The sequence below is a fragment of the Exiguobacterium sp. s129 genome, assembly GCF_018617585.1.
Lineage (GTDB): Bacteria > Bacillota > Bacilli > Exiguobacteriales > Exiguobacteriaceae > Exiguobacterium > Exiguobacterium aestuarii_A.
This window is the reverse complement of sequence record NZ_JACSKL010000003.1, coordinates 58,029-76,923: the sequence shown is the minus strand read 5'-3', so window position 1 is coordinate 76,923 and position 18,895 is coordinate 58,029. Positions and strand designations below refer to the sequence as shown.

Sequence of the window (18,895 nt, the reverse complement as noted above, 5' to 3'; positions counted from 1 at the left end):
TGACTACCCTGAACATATGACATTCAGAAACGAGTCGGCTATACTTTTCAAAGAAGAGGTGATGTAAATGAAAGTAGTAGCCATCGGGGCACATCCAGATGATATCGAGATCGGGATTGCAGGGATGACCGCCCAATGGACGAAAGAGAAGATTGAGGTCGTTTACGTCGATTTGACGAGAGCGGAACTTTCTTCAAATGGTGATGTAGAAATGAGACAACAGGAAGCCAGTGTGGCAGATGACGTGCTTGGTGTCCGCCGAATCAATCTCGGATTTAAAGACCGGGGAATTGACGGGGGAGAAGAACAGCTCGAGGCAATCGTCTCCTTGATTCGTCGTGAGCGCCCAACCCACTTGTTGTATCCATATGAAGTCGACCGCCATCCGGACCATGCGGCATGTGCTTATCTCGTGACAGAGGCGTTGTTCAACGCGGGTATTCGAAAATATTTACCGGAGCTTCCGGCATATCGACCAGAAAGTGTGTATCAATATATGATCAATGCTCATGTCGAGCCGGATGTGTGCGTGGATATTAGTGATGCGATTGAAGTGAAGACACGGGCACTCCAATGTTACGCAAGCCAGTTCACTCCAGTCGATGGGGTGAAAACACCGCTCACCGATGCATACGTGGAACGGGTCATTGCCCGTGAACGCCATTTCGGGAGCTTGATTGGCGTCGCTTATGCGGAAGGGTTGAAACGGGTGCGACCGTATGTCGTCAAACGGGCAGGTGAGCTCACATGACGTATCGAATCGGAATTCTTTGTTATCCATCTGTCGGTGGCTCGGGGATTTTAGCGACGGAACTCGGTATGAAGCTTGCGGACCGAGGACATGACGTTCATTTCATTACGAGCAGTATGCCGTTTCGTTTGAACGCCTATCATCCGAATATCACGTTCCACCAAGTCGAAATCAACCAATATTCGGTCTTTCGCTATCCGCCGTACGATATGACACTCTCCGCGAAAATTGCGAGTGTCATCCAGTCATTCGGTCTTGATGTCATTCATGCGCATTATGCCGTACCACATGCCGTGTGTGCAGCGCTCGGGCGGGAGATGGCCGGTGTGAAGACGCCGATCGTCTCGACGCTACATGGGACTGATATCACCGTTCTCGGTGAGGATGAGGAATTGAAACCGGCGATTTTATATGGGTTGCGCCAATCTAACGCGATTACGGCTGTCTCGCACAGTTTGAAACGGGAGACGGAAGAGCGGATTGCTAGCAATTTGCCGATTCAAGTCATTCACAACTTTATTGATGAATCGGTGTACACCCCACAATTCGACCCAACTTTACGGGAACGATACGGCTTAACGGCAGACGACCGAGTCGTCATCCATATTTCAAACTTCCGTCCCGTCAAGCGCGTCGACCTCGTCCTCGAGGCGTTCGATCAGATGGATGTCCCGCACAAAAAGTTATTACTCGTCGGAGACGGCCCACTCATGGGTGCCATGCGCCGCCTCGTGACGGAGATGGGGCTTGAAGATCAAGTCATCTTTGCCGGAAAACAAGAGCAAGTCGCTGCACTGCTCTCCATTAGTGACGTCCATGTCCTCTTATCAGACAAAGAGGCGTTCGGTCTCGTCGCACTCGAGGCGATGGCAACGGGAGTCCCGTCGGTCGTCAGTGACGCAGGCGGACTACCTGAAGTGATCACGGACGGTGAGGACGGGTTCGTCGTTCCACGAGGCGATGCAACGAAAGCCGCTTTGGCGATGCAACAGCTGTTGACAGATACAACGTTACAGGAGCGTTTCAGACAAAACGGGTTGATGAAATCGAAACGATTCGCCTCACAAGACATCGTGACACAATATGAACGCTTGTATGAACAGGTGGTGACATCATGACAGAATGGGAGTATGCAAAACAGATCATTGAGACGATTGAACGACATGGCGGCGAGGCGTACATCGTTGGCGGAGCCGTTCGAGACTATGTCCTTGGAAATTTGCCCGATGATATCGATTTAGCCACGTCCCTCTTCCCGGAAGAAGTGATGACGTTGTTCCCGAAATCGGTCCCGACCGGTATCGAACATGGAACGGTCACGGTCATCATCGATCATCATCCGTTCGAGGTGACGACATTTCGGTCGGAAGGATCATATTCAGATTCAAGACGTCCGGACCATGTCGCACTCGGTGTATCGCTCGAAGAGGACATGTTACGTCGTGACTTCACGATGAACGCGATGGCGTTTCATGATGGACAAGTCGTCGATTTATTCGGAGGGCAACACGATTTAGATGAACGTATCATTCGCACGGTCGGGAGTCCTTTCGAGCGGTTTGGTGAGGATGCGCTTCGCATCATGCGTGCGCTCCGCTTCATGTCTCAGCTCGATTTCACGTTACACGAAGAATTGCGTCACGCAGCGAATGCACTTAGTCACAAACTTGAACAAATCGCAATGGAACGCATCGCAATCGAGTTTGAGAAATTGTTGACGGGACCGGCCTATCGAAAAGCGTTAGCAGAGATGGTCGAGCTCGGCATCCATCGTCATCTACCGAACGTGACGACCGAACTGATGCAACGGGTGCAACAAGATGATCGCACTCCAGTGAATGCGGTCAGTGGGTGGGCCATCTTCCTCTATCACGCAAAAGATGAGGCATGGCTCTTGCCATGGAAACGATCGAATGCAATCAAGCGGGAAGCTCGAGTGCTTGCGCAGCTCTGTGAGACCGGACTCGATGTGATGACGGTTTATACGACGGATGAGGGGACTCTCTCGACTTACTTTAAAATGAATGGTGAACCAGACCGCAGTCGTGAACTGAAAGAGTCACTCCCGATCCAGTCACGTCAAGAACTGAAATTCAATGGACGGGATGCGCTTGAACTAGGTGCGACAGGCGAGGCAATCAAGCATCTATTGCTTGATCTCGAACGACGTGTCATTTCACAAGAGATTCCGAATCACGGGACCGTATTAAAAGAGGAGGCGAGACGATGGCTTCAACGCGCGGGCGTGTCTTGACGTTATTACAAAATGGGGAAGTGTGGAGCGGACAAGAATTGGCGCGCCAATTGAATATTTCACGTACCGCTATTTGGAAGCATATTGAAACCTTGAAGCAAGACGGATACGCGATTCATACGATTCCCCGTAAAGGATATCAACTGATCGAACAGAGTGACCGTCTGGATGAACCAGCATTTGTCTCATTCCGGAAAGGTCGATTCGGTCAGACGGTCCATGCATATGAACAAGTCGATACGACACAACGAATTGCTCATGAATTGGCGCAACAGCATGTGTCGGAAGGAACGATTGTCATCAGTGAAGAACAGACTGCCGGACGGGGACAGCTCGGTCGTCATTGGCATAACCCAAAACATGTCAATATTGCGGCGAGCATCATCTTAAGACCGGATTTGCCGATTCGAGACGCATCGAAACTCACGTTGATGGCAGCGAGTGCATTCGCACGGGCGCTCAACCATCAAAATCTTGATGTCATGATCAAGTGGCCGAATGATTTATTATTGAATGGGAAGAAAATCGGTGGCATTTTGACAGAGATGCAGACGGAGGGTGATCGGATTCAGGCTGTCATCCTAGGATTCGGGATGAACGTCAATGGTGAGGAGATTCCAGACGAGTTAGCTCATCGGGCCACTTCTCTTTATCTAGAGACCGGAAAGCGATTCCGTCGAAGTGAACTGTTGGCTGAACTACTGGCTGAACTTGAAGTCGAATACGACAGATTCCTCGAAAGTGGTTTTGATCCAATCCGGATCAATTGGATGCAACATGCCGCCTACTTGAATGAAAAAGTCACGTTGAACGCTTCTCGTACTTCTCGTACTGGGGTCATGCGAGGGATATCAGAAGAGGGTGCGTTACTTCTTGAAGAAGAAGGAAAGGTTGAACCGGTCTACTCTGCTGAGATTGCAGTGTGGAATGATTGATGAAAGCGAGACCATCGACTATACTTAATGTGTCGGACGCTATCAGTTTTTGAAGTGTACCGCGCTTGCAGACTGTCACAATCAGTTGTCTGCCTTGATCATTTTGACAGGGACAGAAGGACACTACTCATGAAAACCATGAAATTGTTTTTCGTGCGCCTTCTTGCCAACCGTGTAAGAAGGCGTTTATTCTTTCCTGTCTCCACGTTTAGGAGGAGAAACAGATGCACACGATGACTTCGTTATTGAAAAAAATGAACGAGCAGGAAAAGCTCGTCATGTTGACGGCGTATGATTACCCGTCAGCCAAACTTGCCGAAGCGGCTGGGGTCGATTTGATTTTGGTCGGCGATTCTCTTGGAATGGTCGTCCTTGGTTATGACTCGACAATCCCGGTGACGACAGAAGACATGCTTCACCATTCGAAGGCTGTTCGCCGTGGAGCGAAAAACACATTCGTCGTGGTGGATATGCCATTTGCGACATACCATGGTGATTTTGACCGAACACTTCAGGCTGCGTCCCGTCTCTTCCAAGAAGGACATGCGGATGCGATCAAACTAGAAGGCGCGGGTGAAGTCCTTCAGACGATTGAACGACTCACTCAAGTCGGAATGCCTTGTGTTGCCCATCTAGGTTTGACCCCGCAATCGGTCGGTGTACTAGAAGGGTATAAAGTACAAGGGAAATCCCTTGAGGCGGCAGAGACACTGCTTCAAGATAGTTTGGCTGCCGAACGCGCCGGTGCGAAAATGCTCGTCCTTGAGTGTGTACCGCATCAGTTGGCGAAACGAATCGCAGAAGAGTTGACGATTCCAGTCATCGGAATCGGTGCCGGGGCAGAGGTCGACGGACAAGTACTCGTCTACCATGACGTATTGAAATATGGCGTGGACCGCTTACCGAAATTCGTTCAGGCATATGCCGACGTGAATGAAGTGGCGACAGATGCCATCCGTTCTTATGTGGAAGAGACGAAAGCTGGACAATTCCCGCTTGAACGTCACACGTTCACAATGGATGAGTCATTGCTCGACTCGCTGTACGGAGGAAAATGATGAAGATCGTATCAACAGTTGAAGAGTTACGTCACACGTTGCCAACGGATCAAACGATTGGTTTTGTGCCAACGATGGGATATTTACATGAAGGACATATGAGTCTCGTCGAGAACGCACGACGTGAGAATGACGTCGTTGTCATGAGTATTTTCGTCAATCCGACTCAGTTCGGTCCGAACGAAGACCTCGACCGATATCCTCGTGACTTCGAACGAGATGAAAAGTTGGCAAGAGAAGCCGGTGTCGACCTTCTCTTCTATCCGACGACGGAGACGATGTACCCGCTTGATATGGCTCGTGTCACTGTGCGCCAAGGGGCGGATGTATTATGTGGGGCGAGTCGTCCCGGCCATTTTGATGGTGTGTTGACAATCGTCTCGAAATTATTTAACCTTGTTCAACCGACACGTGCTTATTTCGGTCTGAAAGATGCCCAGCAAGTGGCACTCATCGAAGGGTACGTCCGAGACTATTTTGTCCCGGTCGAGATTCGACGCTGCCCGATTATTCGTGAGGAGACAGGACTAGCCAAATCTTCTCGGAACGTATATTTGTCAGACGTTGAAAAAGAAGAAGCGAGTCAAATCTTTAAAGCTTTGACGACAGCGAGAGAAACACTTGAGGCAGGTCATGATCTTGAAGAAGTGAAGCAACGACTGACCGAACGATTACACGAGATTCCGAACAGTCAAATCGACTATGTCGAACTCGTTGACTATCCGACGCTCGGTGACGCTTCAAGCGATTCGAAGGAAATATTGATAGCGGTGGCCGTTCAGTTTGAGCGAGCCCGATTGATTGATAATGTGATTTGGAAGAAGGGATGAATCCAATGATTCGTACATTTATGCACGCGAAGCTTCATAAAGCAACGGTGACAGAAGCAAACTTACACTACGTCGGTTCGATTACAATCGATGAGGACTTGATGGATGCAGTAGGCATCATGGAAAATGAACATGTGCACATCACGAACAACCACAATGGCGCTCGTATCGAGACGTATGTCATCAAAGGCGAACGTGGTTCTGGTGTGATTTGTTTAAACGGTGCGGCAGCAAGACATTTCCAGGTCGGTGATGTTGTCATCATCATGGCGTACGGTCAAATGACTGCAGAAGAAGCGAAAATACATCGTCCAAAAGTAGCCGTATTGAACGAGCAAAATGAGGTCGATCAACTTCTTTACGAAGAAATCGCTCACACGATTTTATAAAACATTCGGGGATGTCGACAAAGGCATCCTCGTTTTTTCGTCGTTCGTTCTATGGTAAGATGAGACAGACAGAAAGCACGAGCGTGCCTAAGATGGGATGGATGTTATGGACACGTATGTGATTGTGGATATAGAGACAACGGGTCATTCCGTAAAGTCCGGTGATGAACTGATTGAGTTTGCGGCGGTCGTCGTACAAGATGGTGAAGTGATCGAGCGCTACAGCACCTTGATTCGACCGGGTCGACCAATCCCACCTTTTATTACGCAATTAACAACGATTAGCGATGATGACGTAAGTGATGCACCAACATTTGAAGAAGTGATCCCCGACATTTGGAAAATGCTAGATGGACGGGTATTTGTCGCGCATAACGTCGCATTTGATTTAACGTTTTTAAACGAAAGCCTTGAACAAGCGGGATATCTTTCGTTTCAGGGGAGGGCCATTGATACGGTTGAACTCGCTCGCATCCTCTACCCGACACTTGAGAGTCATGCCTTAGAAGCGTTATCTGAGACATTCGACCTCGTACATACAGACGCACACCGCGCACTCAGTGATGCGGAAGCAACGGCCGAGCTTTTTATCCGAATGCTCGAGCGCTTGCGCGATTTACCTGTCGTGACATTGAAACGACTTCGCGATTTGTCTGAATCGTGGACGAGTCACGTCGAGCCGTTGCTCGATGAAATCATCCTCGAGGTTGGGATTCGACCAGATGACGAAACGCGTTTTGATATTCATCGGAAGATTGCGTTACACCGTCCAAGCGATACGTTCGTTCCGGCAGAAGAACGAGAGCCCTTTGAACCGTTTCTCCTTCGCACGATTGAAGAAACGCTCCCGTCAATTTTTGATCAATTTGAGCCGAGACAAAGTCAATTTGAAATGATGCGTCACGTCTATAAAGCGTTAGACGACGAGGAAACGTTGTTAGTCGAAGCAGGGACGGGAACAGGGAAGACGTTGGCGTACTTAATCCCGAGTGCCCATCATGCACTTGAGACGAAGCGCCCTGTCGTCATCAGTACGCATACGATTCAATTACAGGAACAGCTCTTGAACCGGGATTTGCCGGTACTTCGACAAATCTTTCCGGAAATTGAATTCACCTTGTTGAAAGGAAGACGGAACTATATCGATTTACGTAAATTCGAAATGGTACTCGATGAGTCGAATGATGGATTGTTGGTTTCGATGTGTAAGGCGATGGTACTCGTCTGGTTAACCGAGACTGAGACGGGGGATTTGGAAGAACTCTCATTCCCAGGATCTGCGACGCAAGGTCCAGCTTCTTTTAAACGGTTGATTCAAGCTGATGCTTCAAGTGAATTCGGACGGTTCGACCCTTGGTATAGCCGAGACTTTTTCACAAAAGCAGTCCTCCGTTCGAAAGAAGCAGATTTGATTGTGACGAATCACGCGCTCTTATTCTCTGATTTGCAACATCAGGCAGGCATCTTACCGACCGATACTCCACTCGTCTTAGACGAGGCACATCAAGTCGAAGAAGTGGCCTCTCACCATTTCGGTGTGACGTTTGACGCCATCCAATTTGATCGGTTGTTCAAATGGTTCGGATACGGTGCGGACGGGAAGTTTCATTCTCGGATCATTCAGCTAGCCGATTTGACGTCTGTGACAGAAGAGGCAGAGGCGTTCAGTCAACAGATTGATTCTGCGCTCGCACGGGTCGAAGAAGAGCTCGAAGACCTCTTGACGGCACTACAGTCACTGGGAAAGAAAAAAGAACCCCGGCAAACCGTTCGATTCGAGCGAGAAGGCGCATCATTCAGACCGATTCGTGAAGTGGCGAATCGATTAGAGGACAAGTTACGTACACTACGGACGTCACTCAGACATCTCCATCGACTGCTCGATGAGCGTAAAGAGCACATGACGTTCAAACAACGCGCACTTTTGAGTGATTTGAAAACATTGATTAGCGACGTCCGTGAGCTCGAAAGTGTCATTTATGAGACGATGCTGACACGTAATGATGATGCGGTCAGTTGGGTCGAGTTGAATTTAGGCAACCGTAAGTTGACATCGGTCTACACGCAACCGGTTGAAATCGGTCCGTTGCTGCACGAACGATTATTTAAGAAGAGACCGACGATTTTGACGTCAGCGACGATGACGGTCTCGGGGAAGTTTAGTTTTATGGAGCGACGACTCGGACTTGAAGGAGAACCGGTCAGACGAGTCGTATTGCCTTCACCGTTCAACTTTAAGGAACAGGCAAAACTGTTTGTTCCGTCAGACTTCCCGTTGATCAATGATGTGCCGCTTCCTCAGTTCGTTGATCAGACCGCTCAATCGATTGTTCAAATTGCAAACGTGACAAAAGGGCGAATGCTCGTCCTCTTCACCTCGAATGAATTGTTACGTCTCACTTACGAACAAGTAAAAGATCATCTCGACCCTTCTTATACGCTACTTGCTCAAGGGGTCAGTGGGGGATCGCGAAGCCGATTGACGAAACAGTTCAAGCGGATGGAACAGTCGATTTTATTCGGGACGGCCAGCTTTTGGGAAGGTGTCGATATTCCGGGTGAGGCGTTGACGTGCCTCGTCATCGTACGTCTTCCGTTCGCGCCGCCTGATCAACCAATCATGCAAGCCCGTTCGGAAAAAATTGAATCGATGGGGAAATCCCCATTCTTCGAGCTTTCGCTTCCTCAAGCAGTCATTCGTTTCAAACAAGGTGTCGGTCGATTGATTCGATCGAAATCGGATTATGGTGCGATTTTTGTGTTCGATCGCCGTGTCGAGACGACTCGTTACGGGAAACAATTCATCAATAGCTTACCGAAGGTGGACCGGATTGAAGGGACGCTAGAGACATCCTTATCCGAGTTAGAATTGTTCTTAGATGAAAAGGAAAACTCTGTGACAAGAAATGATAGATAACGCTAGGCATCATGATGTTATCGTTTTATAATGATACGTATAGGTTTTGGAGGAGGAGTCAACATGAATTCGAATATTGAGACGCTTGCGAGTGTGCGCATCGAACCGACGGCGGACGTTTATAAGATTGTCGATTTATTGAATCGGACGTTAAAAAGTCAAGATTTGATGTTCGGCCTTTCGCTTGAGAAGAAAGTGAACGATCCGAAGAAGGAAGAGATGGTCTTCACCATCTATCGTACAGAATGACCAGAAAAACAAAATGGATCGTCTCGTTACTGGCGGCACTGCTCGGTGTCGTCCTTGTCTTTAGCGTGATGTATCGATTCACGATTGGACACACAGAAAATCAAAAGGAACAACTCATCGAGGAAGCCTTGATTCGATTGAACGAGGAATCGCCAGACGTTCAAGTGGGACAAGGAGAGCTGTTCAATGGGACAGAGGCATACGTCGTTTTTCAGGAAGAGGACGGAGACTCGATTTGGTTCGTTCCACTCGATGACGAGTTCGAAATTGAACAACGTGAAATTGGTGAAGTGAATGCGAATGACGTCTGCGCTCGTTCTGTCGAAGATACAGGCGGACAACTCATCAGTTGTAAGTACGGATTCGACGAGAGAGCGCTCGTCGAAGTGGTCACAAAGGCAGACGCATCTTATACGTATTCGTATTACACGTTACAGACTGGAGAGTTTATTCGACGCGTCCAATTGACCGATCAAATGTGACGAATTAGAGGGGGATAATGATGGAACATCTATTAGCGAAACGAGTGAAACAACTCACGCCATCGACAACATTAGCGATTACAGCTAAAGCCAAGGCGCTCAAGGCGTCGGGCAAAGATGTCATTGGACTCGGCGCAGGTGAGCCTGATTTCAATACACCGGAACGAATCATCGATGCTGCGTGTCAAGCGGCTCGTGATGGCGATACGAAATATACACCTTCGGGCGGAACTGTCGCGTTGAAGGATGCGATTATCGAAAAAACGAAGCGAGACAGCCAACTGACGTTTGAGCGCAATGAAGTCATGGTCGCTTCAGGTGCAAAGCATGCGCTTTACGCATTGTTCCAAGCGATTTTAGATGAAGGTGACGAAGTCATCGTCCCGACACCTTACTGGGTCAGTTATCCAGAGCAAATCAAACTCGCTGACGGTGAACCTGTATATGTCGATACAAATGAAGACACATCCTTCAAATTGACACCTGAACTGCTCGAACGTGCGATTACAGATCGTACGAAGGCAGTCATTTTGAACAGTCCTTCCAACCCGACAGGAATGATTTACACGAAAGAAGAGTTACAGGCACTCGCTGATGTTGTTCTTCGATATAATCTTCTCGTCGTGAGCGATGAAATTTATGAGAAGTTGATTTACGGTGACGCTGAATTCGTATCGATTGCGACATTACCGAATATGCGTGAACGTACGATCATCATCAACGGTGTCTCAAAGTCTCATGCGATGACAGGGTGGCGAATCGGATATGCCGTGGGCGATGCGACAATCATCAGCGCGATGACAAACTTAGCGTCTCACTCCACATCAAACCCGACATCTGTCGCTCAGGCGGCAGCGGTTGAGGCATACAATGGATCACAGGATGATGTAGAGATGATGCGTCAGTCATTTGAAGAGCGACTCGACATCGTTTACAACCGTCTCGAACAAATTCCAGGAATCACTTGCTTGAAGCCACAAGGTGCATTTTACTTATATGCCAATGCGAAAGTTGCCGCGACTGAGAGTGGATACGACACAGTCGATGCTTGGTGCGAGGCAGTACTTGAAGAGGCAAACGTGGCACTTGTTCCAGGTTCTGGTTTTGGACAGGAAGACTACGTACGATTATCATATGCAACAGAATTAAAACGCGTATTAGAAGCGCTCGATCGAGTAGAAGACTTCATTACGAAGCGCGCTCGATAAGCGAAAGGATGGAAATGAACATGACAACAATTTCGATTAACCAATTTAAAGACTACGAAGGACAGACGGTCCGCGTCGGAGCTTGGATTGCCAACAAACGTTCTAGCGGGAAAATTGCCTTCCTTCAACTACGTGACGGTAGCGGATTTGCACAAGCGGTCGTCGTAAAGGCTGACGTCTCTGAAGAATTGTTCACTCTTGCTAAAGGTGTGACACAAGAGACTTCTGTCTGGGTGACAGGTAACGTCAAGTCGGATGGTGGACGCACACCACTCGGATTTGAATTAGAAGTGACAGATGTAGAAGTGATTGCAGAGTCAGTGGATTACCCAATCACACCGAAAGAACATGGAACAGAATTCTTGATGGATAACCGTCACTTATGGCTCCGTTCACGTCGCCAACACGCGATTATGAAAGTGCGTAACGAAATCATTCGTGCGACGTATGAATTCTTTAATAAAGAAGGATTCGTCAAAATCGATCCGCCAATCCTTACGAGCAGTGCACCTGAGGGGACGACAGAGTTGTTCGAGACTGACTACTTCGGTCAATCCGCTTACCTCTCACAGACGGGCCAGTTGTATATGGAAGCCGCTGCAATGGCACTCGGTAAAGTATTCTCGTTCGGACCGACTTTCCGTGCAGAAAAATCAAAAACACGTCGTCACTTGATTGAGTTCTGGATGATCGAGCCAGAGATGGCATTCTTCGATCACGACATGAACCTTGAGATTCAAGAGCAATACGTCTCATACATCGCACAATCCGCGCTTGAGAACTGTAAGGATGAACTTGAATTCCTTGGACGTGACCTTGAGAAGTTGGCACAAGTGAAAGCACCTTTCCCACGTGTCCGTTATGAAGATGCAATCAAATTCTTGAAAACAGAAGGATTCGACGATATCGAATACGGCGACGATTTCGGTGCACCGCATGAGACGGCGATTGCTAACGCACACGACCAGCCAGTCTTCATCACGCACTGGCCAAAAGAAATCAAACCGTTCTACATGAAAGTGGACCCTGAGAATCCTGAGCTCGTTCTTTGTGCAGACTTGATTGCACCAGAAGGATATGGAGAAATCATCGGGGGATCACAACGTGAAGATGATTACGATCGTCTAAAAGAAGAGATCATCAAAGAAGGTCTTGATGAAACGGATGCATACGACTGGTATCTCGAACTTCGTCAATACGGTTCGGTCCCGCACTCTGGTTTCGGACTCGGACTTGAGCGTACGGTTGCATGGATCAGTGGAATCGAGCATATCCGTGAAGCCATTCCATTCCCACGTTTATTAAACCGAATCCACCCTTAACGATTAATCGGGGAAGACGTCATGTCCTCCCCGATTGATGTGTCTTAGAAAGGAAGTGCGACATGGATGCACATCAATTGATTCAATTATTCGAGCAAAGTCCGGTCGTTATTCCGCGCAAACTGTTCACTGACGCTAGACGACTCGACTTATCGCCTGTCGAATTCAGTCTCATCGTCCATCTTCTTGAAATGACGGGGGAAGGCATCGTCATGCCACTCCCAAGCGAATTAGGGAAACGGTTGAACGTCTCTGAGAATGAGGCGCGTTCTGTGTTACTCGGCTTGTTGCAAAAAGAATTGATTGCCATTGACGCGTCAGGGAATAGCGAGCGATATAGTCTATTACCGTTATTTGAGGCGTTACAAGGAGAAGAAAAAATCGCACCGCAACAGACGCTGAATGAAAATATCATCCATACGTTCGAACGAGAATTTGGCACAATCACTCCGTTTGAAATTGAACAAATCGTCGGATGGATGACGGAAGATAATTTCAGCGAAGAACTGATCATGGCCGCGTTACGCGAAGCGAAACTTCGGAATGTTCGTAACTTCAAATACATGGATAAAATTTTACGCGTCTGGCAGGACCATCAAGTCGAGACGCTTGAGGATGTCGTGGAATATCAACGGAGGAATAAATGATGTTGACGAAAGTCCAGTTACAAGAAGTGTCTGATACGATGAGGCAAATGTTCCCGGATGCGCATTGCGAATTGACGCATCAAAATCCATTCGAATTAGTGGTCGCCGTCGCGCTCTCTGCCCAAGCGACGGATGCCCTCGTCAACAAGGTGACACCGGGCTTATTTGAAGCGTTTCCGACAGTCGAAGCAATGGCTGCGGCAGACGTTTCGGAGATTGAGGCGTTAATCAAACGCATTGGATTGTATCGGAACAAAGCGAAGAACGTGAAGGCACTTTCTGAAAAAATCGTGAACGAGCATGGCGGCATCGTGCCGTCGGACCGGGCATCACTTGAGGCCCTTCCAGGTGTCGGTCGTAAAACGGCCAACGTGGTCCTGTCGGTCGCGTTCCATGAACCGGCCTTTGCGGTCGATACCCACGTCGAGCGGGTGTCGAAGCGTCTTGGCATTTGCCGCTGGAAAGATAACGTTCGACAAGTCGAGGATACGTTGATGAAGAAGTTCCCACGCGAGGAGTGGTCACAACTCCATCATCAATTTATTTTCTTCGGACGCTATCATTGTAAAGCCCAGAGACCTGCCTGTGAGACGTGCCCGCTTCTTCATATGTGTCGGGAAGGAAAGAAACGAATGAAATCCGCGAAAGTCACGACATAAAAAATGCATCGGCACATGTGTGTCGATGCATTTTTGTGTTAATGATTCCAAGGATGGTCGCTCCACTCACGACGCTTTTTCGTGATGGGTACCTTTTTGAAGCCCCAGTTGCGGAAATCTTGGTCTGGACTTTCTTTACGAATGTAAATTTTGTCCTTGATCGCTTTAAAGATTCGGTTCTCGTCCCCATAATGGACGAACCGTGGTTTTACCTCAATCACACCTCGACGGACACGTGAAAGTGGGAGACAGACGAGGTCGGCGATTTCTAAACCGGATTGATACATCGTGTTCTGCTTCTCAGAGAAGATGAATCCTTTGATTTTTTGACGACTCTTTTCGACATCTAGATGGACCGTGCCCGAGTTGAAAATATCAAAAAATGCTTTTTGAATGAGTAAGTTCTGGTAATCATCTCGTGATTCGAGGACGACGCGTGCACTGACCGCCTCTGTTTCCTCTAAGAACGCATAGAACGACTTCATCAAGTGGGCGAAGGCGACTACATACGGATCTTTTGGCGTCGAATAAAAGTCATGTAGTTTTTGTTTATCGACTTCAACACTGACGATTGTACAATCGATTCCTCGCAAAAAATCAGGTAACTTGTCCCAAAAATCACGCAACATGTCGATCGTGATGCCATCTTCTTTCCCATAAGGATGCTCGGCCTTTAAGATTTCTTTTAAATGAAGCGGGATTTGCTCGGTTTTAAAAACATCTCGCTTGAACGCGTGAAGACGTCGCTTCAATTCACATGGCATTCCAGTTTCATCCGCATCGATTGAATATTTGTACTCCATCAGAACACCAGTCAAATTGAACTGTGTGTTTCCTTTCGGTGTACCTGTTTCGTCGACGAACATGACATACTTCTTTCCACTTTCCATCCAATCCCTCCAAAACGGCTTAACAGTAATGTCTTTAAGCATTCTATTTTATTTCCGAATGATGATTCGGTCAATCAATTGCACAGGTATTGCACACTTTTTTTAAGAATGACATCAATTAGGTTTATCGATGTACAATCTTGGTTAAACAGAAGAGGTGCTATTATCATAGGAAAACAATCAAGTCTTACGTGACGAGAGCTTTTCAATTTGGATACACAATCGCTTACATACTAGTTTAACATACGGGAGTTTGGTACGATATGTGTTGCGGTAAATCCACACAAGTGTCGACCGACAGAAGTCGACAATCAGACCTGAGACGGAAGGAACGAGTGGACCGACCTGTTAATATGTATGTATGGGGTGACGACATTGTTCCATTATCCAAACGGTAAAAAAGCAAAAGTGACAAAGGCACCAAAGGAAGAAGGAATTTCGAAACAACCATCGAATTCTCCAACCTATGCGAATCGCGGAATGAATTTGGAGACATTGTTGAATGAAACGAATGAATTTTATCGAATCCATCAACGAGCCGTCATCCATAAAAAACCGACACCGTTACAAATCGTCAAAGTCGACTACCCAAAGCGAAGTGCAGCCAAAGTGACGGAAGCCTATTTCAAACAGGCATCCACGACTGACTATAACGGGGTGTATCGCGGTAAGTACATTGACTTTGAAGCGAAAGAAACGAATAATAAGACATCGTTTCCGCTCGGCAACTTTCACGAGCACCAGATTGAACACATGCGCGAGTGCGAACGCCATGGAGGGATTTGTTTTGTCATCATCCGCTTTAGTCGCTATAATACGCAATATGTATTGACCACGGAACAACTTGTTCAGTGGTGGGAACAACGATTGACGGGACGCAAGTCAATTCCACTTCGTTTTATCGAAGAGGAAGCGATTGAAGTTCCGACGAGAGCCTTGCCGTCGATTGACTATTTGGCGGTGCTCGATCAATGGCTCGATTGAATAGAAGGAGTGAACCATGAATGGAGCGAAGTAGGGTCGCACGTCGACAAGATTCGACGACGAATAAACGCAAAAAAACTGGCAAACAACCAAAGACGAAGAGTAAAAAGCCGATGTGGAAACGCATCTTTTTATTAGGTTTCTTATTATTTATTGCAGCAGTCATCGCATTCGGGGCATATACCGTATATGCGATTGCAACGGCACCGGAGCTTGACGAAGAAAAACTCGTCGATACGTATCCGATTCAGCTAATCTCGGCTGAAGGTGAACCGCTCGAAGGAGCCGGTCAAATTCGGGAATACGTCTCCATCGACGATATTTCAGAAGTAATGCAACAAGCGGTCGTCTCGATTGAGGACCGTCGTTTCTATGAGCACAACGGAATCGACTTACGTCGGATCGGTGGCGCAGTCGTGGCCAACTTGACTGACGGTTTCGGTGCAGAAGGTGGGTCAACCATCACGCAGCAGTTAGTGAAACAGTCGTTTCTTTCAACAGACAAGAAGTTGAAGCGTAAGCTTCAAGAGCAGTGGCTCGCGCTCAAACTTGAACGTGAGTATACGAAAGAACAGATTTTAGAGATGTATTTAAATAAAAACTACTATGGTAGTGGTGGATACGGTGTACAAACCGCATCGAAGCGCTACTTCAACAAGCCGGTCTCTGAGGTCAACTATCAAGAAGCGGCAATCCTTGCAGGTCTTCCGCAACGTCCAAGTGCATACGATCCAATCAATGGTGACCAAGAGTTGACGCGTTATCGCCAAGAACAAGTCTTGTCTGCGATGAAGCGAGACGGCCACATTTCGGAAGAACAGTATAACGAAGCGCTCGAAGTTGCCATCGCTGACGTCATTTCACCTGGTGAAGAGACGGAAGAAGAGGCGTTCACACGTGCGATTTATTCACGAGTGCTTAAAGAGCTAGAAGATGACTTCGGACTTGAACAGTCAGACATTTACGGAACAGGTCTAAAAGTATATACGTCAATCAATAAAGAATTGCACACGAAAATCAATAGTGAAATCAAATCGAATAGTACCGGTACGATGGTAGATAATTTCCCGGAACAGCTCCGAATGGGTGCGACCGTACTGAATACGAAGACGGGCGAGATTGTCGCGATTGTTGATAGTCAGCAAGCAAAACAAGGTGATACGACGTACCGTGACTATTCAAACGAGAAGTATCAAATTGGATCAACGGCGAAGCCGTTCTTCGACTACGGTCCGGGAATTGAGAACGGACAATGGTCGACCGGAAAAGTATTGCTTGATGCACAACTTGAAGGGAAATTTAAACCGAATAACTATTATCAAGGTTTCCGTGGACCAAATACGATGCGTCAATATTTGAAGATTTCAGCGAACACGCCAGCAGTTCGTGCCTTCCAAGAAGTTCGGGATGAGTATGGTCAAGAGGCGATTGAATCGTTTGTAAAGAATGTTGGAATCGAACCGGTATATGCTGGTGATGAATTACTTGAATCAAACACGCTTGGTACAGCAGAGGCGAGTACGACGCAAATGGCAGCAGCCTATGCGGCGCTCGGTACAAATGGGATGTATACGAAACCGCATTTGATACAAAAGATTGAGTTCAATGACGGTTCGAGCATCAACTCGCCAGTCAAAGCGAAACAGGCGATGGAAGACTATACGGCATACATGTTGACAGATATGCTACGTGATGTCGTAAGTGCCTCTGACGGAACGTATGTACCAGACCCATTCTCTTTCGATGTCGCAGGAAAAACAGGGACAACGAATGAAGAAGTAAAAGGTTCTGAACGAGTCATTCCGAAAGATAAATGGTTCACAGGGTATTCAACAGATTATTCAATTTCTGTTTGGACAGGTAAATCCGTATCAAATGAAGAGACTGAAGCACTGTTTAAACCTGACTATGCCCAATACTATTTTGACTATATGATGCTAGAGGCAGCGAATGTTTCAGGTCAACCAGACCGCTTCCAACGTCCAGACTCTGTCTTGTCTCTCGGGAATGAACTTTATGTAAAAGGGACGAAGCCAAAAGATCTTCAACCTGAGAAATTGACTGCTCCAACAGGCGCAAGCGTCAACTATGATGAAGATTCACAAGCAGGATCTGTCTCATGGTCATACGATTTTGATGGCGCACAAGCAGATGGTTACTCAGACATCTCATTCACCGTGACGCAACAGTCAGCCGAAGGCGGTGAACAAGTCGTCGGTACGACGGGAGAGACGAGTATTGATATTTCGAACTTGGCTGAAGGGGACACAACGTTCACCATCGTCGCAAAGGCGACAAACCCATTGACGGGTGAACAGCAATCTGCCCCGGCACAAGCAAGTTACTCCATTGAACCAAAAGAAGAACCGAAGGATGAGGAAGAAGAAAGTCCTTCTGACGAAGAGAATAACGAAGACAACCCATCGGACGAGAACAACGGTAACGGGAACAATAGTAACAATGGTAACGGAAACGGCAACGGAAACGATGAAGATACCACTGAGGAACAAAATCCTGATGAGCCAGCGACCGATGAAGGTACGGATGAAGGAACAGACCAACCGACGGATGGAGAAGATCCAGGTGCTCCGCTAGAAGGTCAATCGAATAATGAATCGCCAGCCACGGAACGTGGGAACGGCAATTCGAATAACGGAAATAACTAAGGAAGGCAGGGCGACATTGTGCGCCCTGTTTTTCGTATGACTTTGTTATAATGAAAAGAAAGGGAACAGGATGGTGACACATGGTTCAACTCTCTTTAAAGCGAAAGATGAAAGTGTTATTTGTTATGGATCGACTGCAAGACGACGATTTCGGCGTACCGCTCAGTGGACATCTCGGATTAAAGCTTTCCCATCTGTTATTAAAAGAGTCGATTCCACTCGGACGTCTCATCCAAGATCAAACCGTCGCTGAAGCGATTGGACATTCTTACTTAAAACGAATCGGAGTCGAAACGATGTTCACGGGTGAAGAATCCTACTATCCAGACTTACTTCGTGGCAACCGTCAACAGTTATCGACAGACGAAGATTATTATAAAACGGTGCAACGCTACGCCAAACATCTATTAGCGGTTCATTCGAAATGTACGAAGCTACATACCATTGTCTTATTCGGTCGATCGACACAACGTCTATTTTCAGACGCGCTCATCCGCCTCGAAGAAGAGAATGCACATGTGGCTGATACGTTTCAACACATGACCATTTTAAAAATGCCCGCTGTATCGAGAATGATACGAGATGAACGGATTCAATCGATCCGACAAACCGTAGTCGAACTTGCACCTTCGAACTCATAAAAAAGAAGGTGAA

18 protein-coding genes are annotated in these 18,895 nt (G+C 47.4%); 17 read left to right on the top strand and 1 reads right to left on the bottom strand.

The window, feature by feature from the left end; translation table 11 throughout:
* Positions 1 to 67: 67 nt before the first annotated feature.
* The 14 genes from bshB1 (at position 68) to nth (ending at position 13,701) form a co-directional block, all read left to right on the top strand.
* Positions 68 to 751, top strand: a complete 684-nt coding sequence (gene bshB1 / locus KNO92_RS04935; RefSeq protein WP_214691895.1) for a bacillithiol biosynthesis deacetylase BshB1 — start codon at positions 68 to 70, stop codon at positions 749 to 751.
* Positions 748 to 1,869 carry an N-acetyl-alpha-D-glucosaminyl L-malate synthase BshA gene (gene bshA / locus KNO92_RS04930; RefSeq protein WP_214760308.1) on the top strand — a complete coding sequence of 374 codons (1,122 nt, stop codon included), beginning with the start codon at positions 748 to 750 and terminating at the stop codon, positions 1,867 to 1,869. The genes bshB1 and bshA overlap by 4 nt, the downstream gene beginning before the upstream one ends.
* Positions 1,866 to 3,005: a CCA tRNA nucleotidyltransferase gene (locus KNO92_RS04925; protein ID WP_214691899.1), complete on the top strand. Its 1,140-nt coding sequence runs from the start codon at positions 1,866 to 1,868 to the stop codon at positions 3,003 to 3,005. The genes bshA and KNO92_RS04925 overlap by 4 nt, the downstream gene beginning before the upstream one ends.
* On the top strand, positions 2,978 to 3,940 hold the full coding sequence (locus KNO92_RS04920) for a biotin--[acetyl-CoA-carboxylase] ligase (protein ID WP_214691900.1): 963 nt from the start codon (positions 2,978 to 2,980) through the stop codon (positions 3,938 to 3,940). The genes KNO92_RS04925 and KNO92_RS04920 overlap by 28 nt, the downstream gene beginning before the upstream one ends.
* 224 nt (positions 3,941 to 4,164) lie before the next feature.
* Positions 4,165 to 4,998, top strand: a complete 834-nt coding sequence (panB, locus tag KNO92_RS04915; protein WP_214691902.1) for a 3-methyl-2-oxobutanoate hydroxymethyltransferase — start codon at positions 4,165 to 4,167, stop codon at positions 4,996 to 4,998.
* Entirely contained in the window at positions 4,998 to 5,828 is an 831-nt protein-coding gene (gene panC / locus KNO92_RS04910; RefSeq protein ID WP_214760306.1) for a pantoate--beta-alanine ligase, read from the top strand. The genes panB and panC overlap by 1 nt, the downstream gene beginning before the upstream one ends.
* 5 nt (positions 5,829 to 5,833) lie before the next feature.
* Positions 5,834 to 6,217, top strand: a complete 384-nt coding sequence (panD, locus tag KNO92_RS04905) for an aspartate 1-decarboxylase (RefSeq protein WP_214760304.1) — start codon at positions 5,834 to 5,836, stop codon at positions 6,215 to 6,217.
* Positions 6,218 to 6,323: 106 nt separating this feature from the next.
* A complete protein-coding gene (gene dinG, locus KNO92_RS04900) occupies positions 6,324 to 9,134 on the top strand; it encodes an ATP-dependent DNA helicase DinG (protein ID WP_214691912.1) in 2,811 nt (936 codons plus the stop codon).
* Positions 9,135 to 9,197: 63 nt separating this feature from the next.
* Entirely contained in the window at positions 9,198 to 9,383 is a 186-nt protein-coding gene (locus KNO92_RS04895; RefSeq protein WP_015881492.1) for a YpmA family protein, read from the top strand.
* Positions 9,380 to 9,865 carry a hypothetical protein gene (locus KNO92_RS04890; protein WP_214691914.1) on the top strand — a complete coding sequence of 162 codons (486 nt, stop codon included), beginning with the start codon at positions 9,380 to 9,382 and terminating at the stop codon, positions 9,863 to 9,865. The genes KNO92_RS04895 and KNO92_RS04890 overlap by 4 nt, the downstream gene beginning before the upstream one ends.
* A 20-nt stretch (positions 9,866 to 9,885) precedes the next feature.
* Complete coding sequence (locus tag KNO92_RS04885) at positions 9,886 to 11,073, top strand: pyridoxal phosphate-dependent aminotransferase (protein WP_214691916.1); 1,188 nt, start codon at positions 9,886 to 9,888, stop codon at positions 11,071 to 11,073.
* A gap of 20 nt (positions 11,074 to 11,093) precedes the next feature.
* On the top strand, positions 11,094 to 12,395 hold the full coding sequence (gene asnS / locus KNO92_RS04880; RefSeq protein ID WP_214691918.1) for an asparagine--tRNA ligase: 1,302 nt from the start codon (positions 11,094 to 11,096) through the stop codon (positions 12,393 to 12,395).
* A 62-nt stretch (positions 12,396 to 12,457) separates the two neighbouring features.
* A complete protein-coding gene (locus tag KNO92_RS04875; protein ID WP_074034606.1) occupies positions 12,458 to 13,042 on the top strand; it encodes a DnaD domain-containing protein in 585 nt (194 codons plus the stop codon).
* Complete coding sequence (gene nth, locus KNO92_RS04870; protein WP_214691920.1) at positions 13,042 to 13,701, top strand: endonuclease III; 660 nt, start codon at positions 13,042 to 13,044, stop codon at positions 13,699 to 13,701. Before KNO92_RS04875 ends, nth begins: the two co-directional genes overlap by 1 nt.
* A gap of 38 nt (positions 13,702 to 13,739) precedes the next feature.
* Here nth and KNO92_RS04865 read toward each other — a convergent pair whose 3' ends face one another.
* A complete protein-coding gene (locus tag KNO92_RS04865) occupies positions 13,740 to 14,591 on the bottom strand; it encodes a DUF3800 domain-containing protein (RefSeq protein WP_198930015.1) in 852 nt (283 codons plus the stop codon).
* 357 nt (positions 14,592 to 14,948) lie between these two features.
* Between KNO92_RS04865 and recU the strand changes: the two genes are divergently transcribed.
* From recU to KNO92_RS04850, 3 genes are all read left to right on the top strand, one after another.
* Positions 14,949 to 15,575, top strand: a complete 627-nt coding sequence (gene recU, locus KNO92_RS04860) for a Holliday junction resolvase RecU (RefSeq protein ID WP_214691921.1) — start codon at positions 14,949 to 14,951, stop codon at positions 15,573 to 15,575.
* Positions 15,576 to 15,595: 20 nt separating this feature from the next.
* Entirely contained in the window at positions 15,596 to 18,241 is a 2,646-nt protein-coding gene (locus KNO92_RS04855; protein ID WP_214691923.1) for a transglycosylase domain-containing protein, read from the top strand.
* 80 nt (positions 18,242 to 18,321) lie between these two features.
* On the top strand, positions 18,322 to 18,882 hold the full coding sequence (locus tag KNO92_RS04850) for a hypothetical protein (protein WP_214691926.1): 561 nt from the start codon (positions 18,322 to 18,324) through the stop codon (positions 18,880 to 18,882).
* Positions 18,883 to 18,895: the final 13 nt, after the last annotated feature.

Bases quoted from the DNA above. Each gene is read 5' to 3' on its own strand.
- bshB1 (WP_214691895.1), top strand. From the start codon at position 68: ATGAAAGTAGTAGCCATCGGGGCACATCCAGATGATATCGAGATCGGG.
- bshA (WP_214760308.1), top strand. From the start codon at position 748: ATGACGTATCGAATCGGAATTCTTTGTTATCCATCTGTCGGTGGCTCG.
- KNO92_RS04925 (WP_214691899.1), top strand. From the start codon at position 1,866: ATGACAGAATGGGAGTATGCAAAACAGATCATTGAGACGATTGAACGA.
- KNO92_RS04920 (WP_214691900.1), top strand. From the start codon at position 2,978: ATGGCTTCAACGCGCGGGCGTGTCTTGACGTTATTACAAAATGGGGAA.
- panB (WP_214691902.1), top strand. From the start codon at position 4,165: ATGCACACGATGACTTCGTTATTGAAAAAAATGAACGAGCAGGAAAAG.
- panC (WP_214760306.1), top strand. From the start codon at position 4,998: ATGAAGATCGTATCAACAGTTGAAGAGTTACGTCACACGTTGCCAACG.
- panD (WP_214760304.1), top strand. From the start codon at position 5,834: ATGATTCGTACATTTATGCACGCGAAGCTTCATAAAGCAACGGTGACA.
- dinG (WP_214691912.1), top strand. From the start codon at position 6,324: ATGGACACGTATGTGATTGTGGATATAGAGACAACGGGTCATTCCGTA.
- KNO92_RS04895 (WP_015881492.1), top strand. From the start codon at position 9,198: ATGAATTCGAATATTGAGACGCTTGCGAGTGTGCGCATCGAACCGACG.
- KNO92_RS04890 (WP_214691914.1), top strand. From the start codon at position 9,380: ATGACCAGAAAAACAAAATGGATCGTCTCGTTACTGGCGGCACTGCTC.
- KNO92_RS04885 (WP_214691916.1), top strand. From the start codon at position 9,886: ATGGAACATCTATTAGCGAAACGAGTGAAACAACTCACGCCATCGACA.
- asnS (WP_214691918.1), top strand. From the start codon at position 11,094: ATGACAACAATTTCGATTAACCAATTTAAAGACTACGAAGGACAGACG.
- KNO92_RS04875 (WP_074034606.1), top strand. From the start codon at position 12,458: ATGGATGCACATCAATTGATTCAATTATTCGAGCAAAGTCCGGTCGTT.
- nth (WP_214691920.1), top strand. From the start codon at position 13,042: ATGTTGACGAAAGTCCAGTTACAAGAAGTGTCTGATACGATGAGGCAA.
- KNO92_RS04865 (WP_198930015.1), bottom strand. From the start codon at position 14,591: ATGGAAAGTGGAAAGAAGTATGTCATGTTCGTCGACGAAACAGGTACA.
- recU (WP_214691921.1), top strand. From the start codon at position 14,949: ATGTATGGGGTGACGACATTGTTCCATTATCCAAACGGTAAAAAAGCA.
- KNO92_RS04855 (WP_214691923.1), top strand. From the start codon at position 15,596: ATGGAGCGAAGTAGGGTCGCACGTCGACAAGATTCGACGACGAATAAA.
- KNO92_RS04850 (WP_214691926.1), top strand. From the start codon at position 18,322: ATGGTTCAACTCTCTTTAAAGCGAAAGATGAAAGTGTTATTTGTTATG.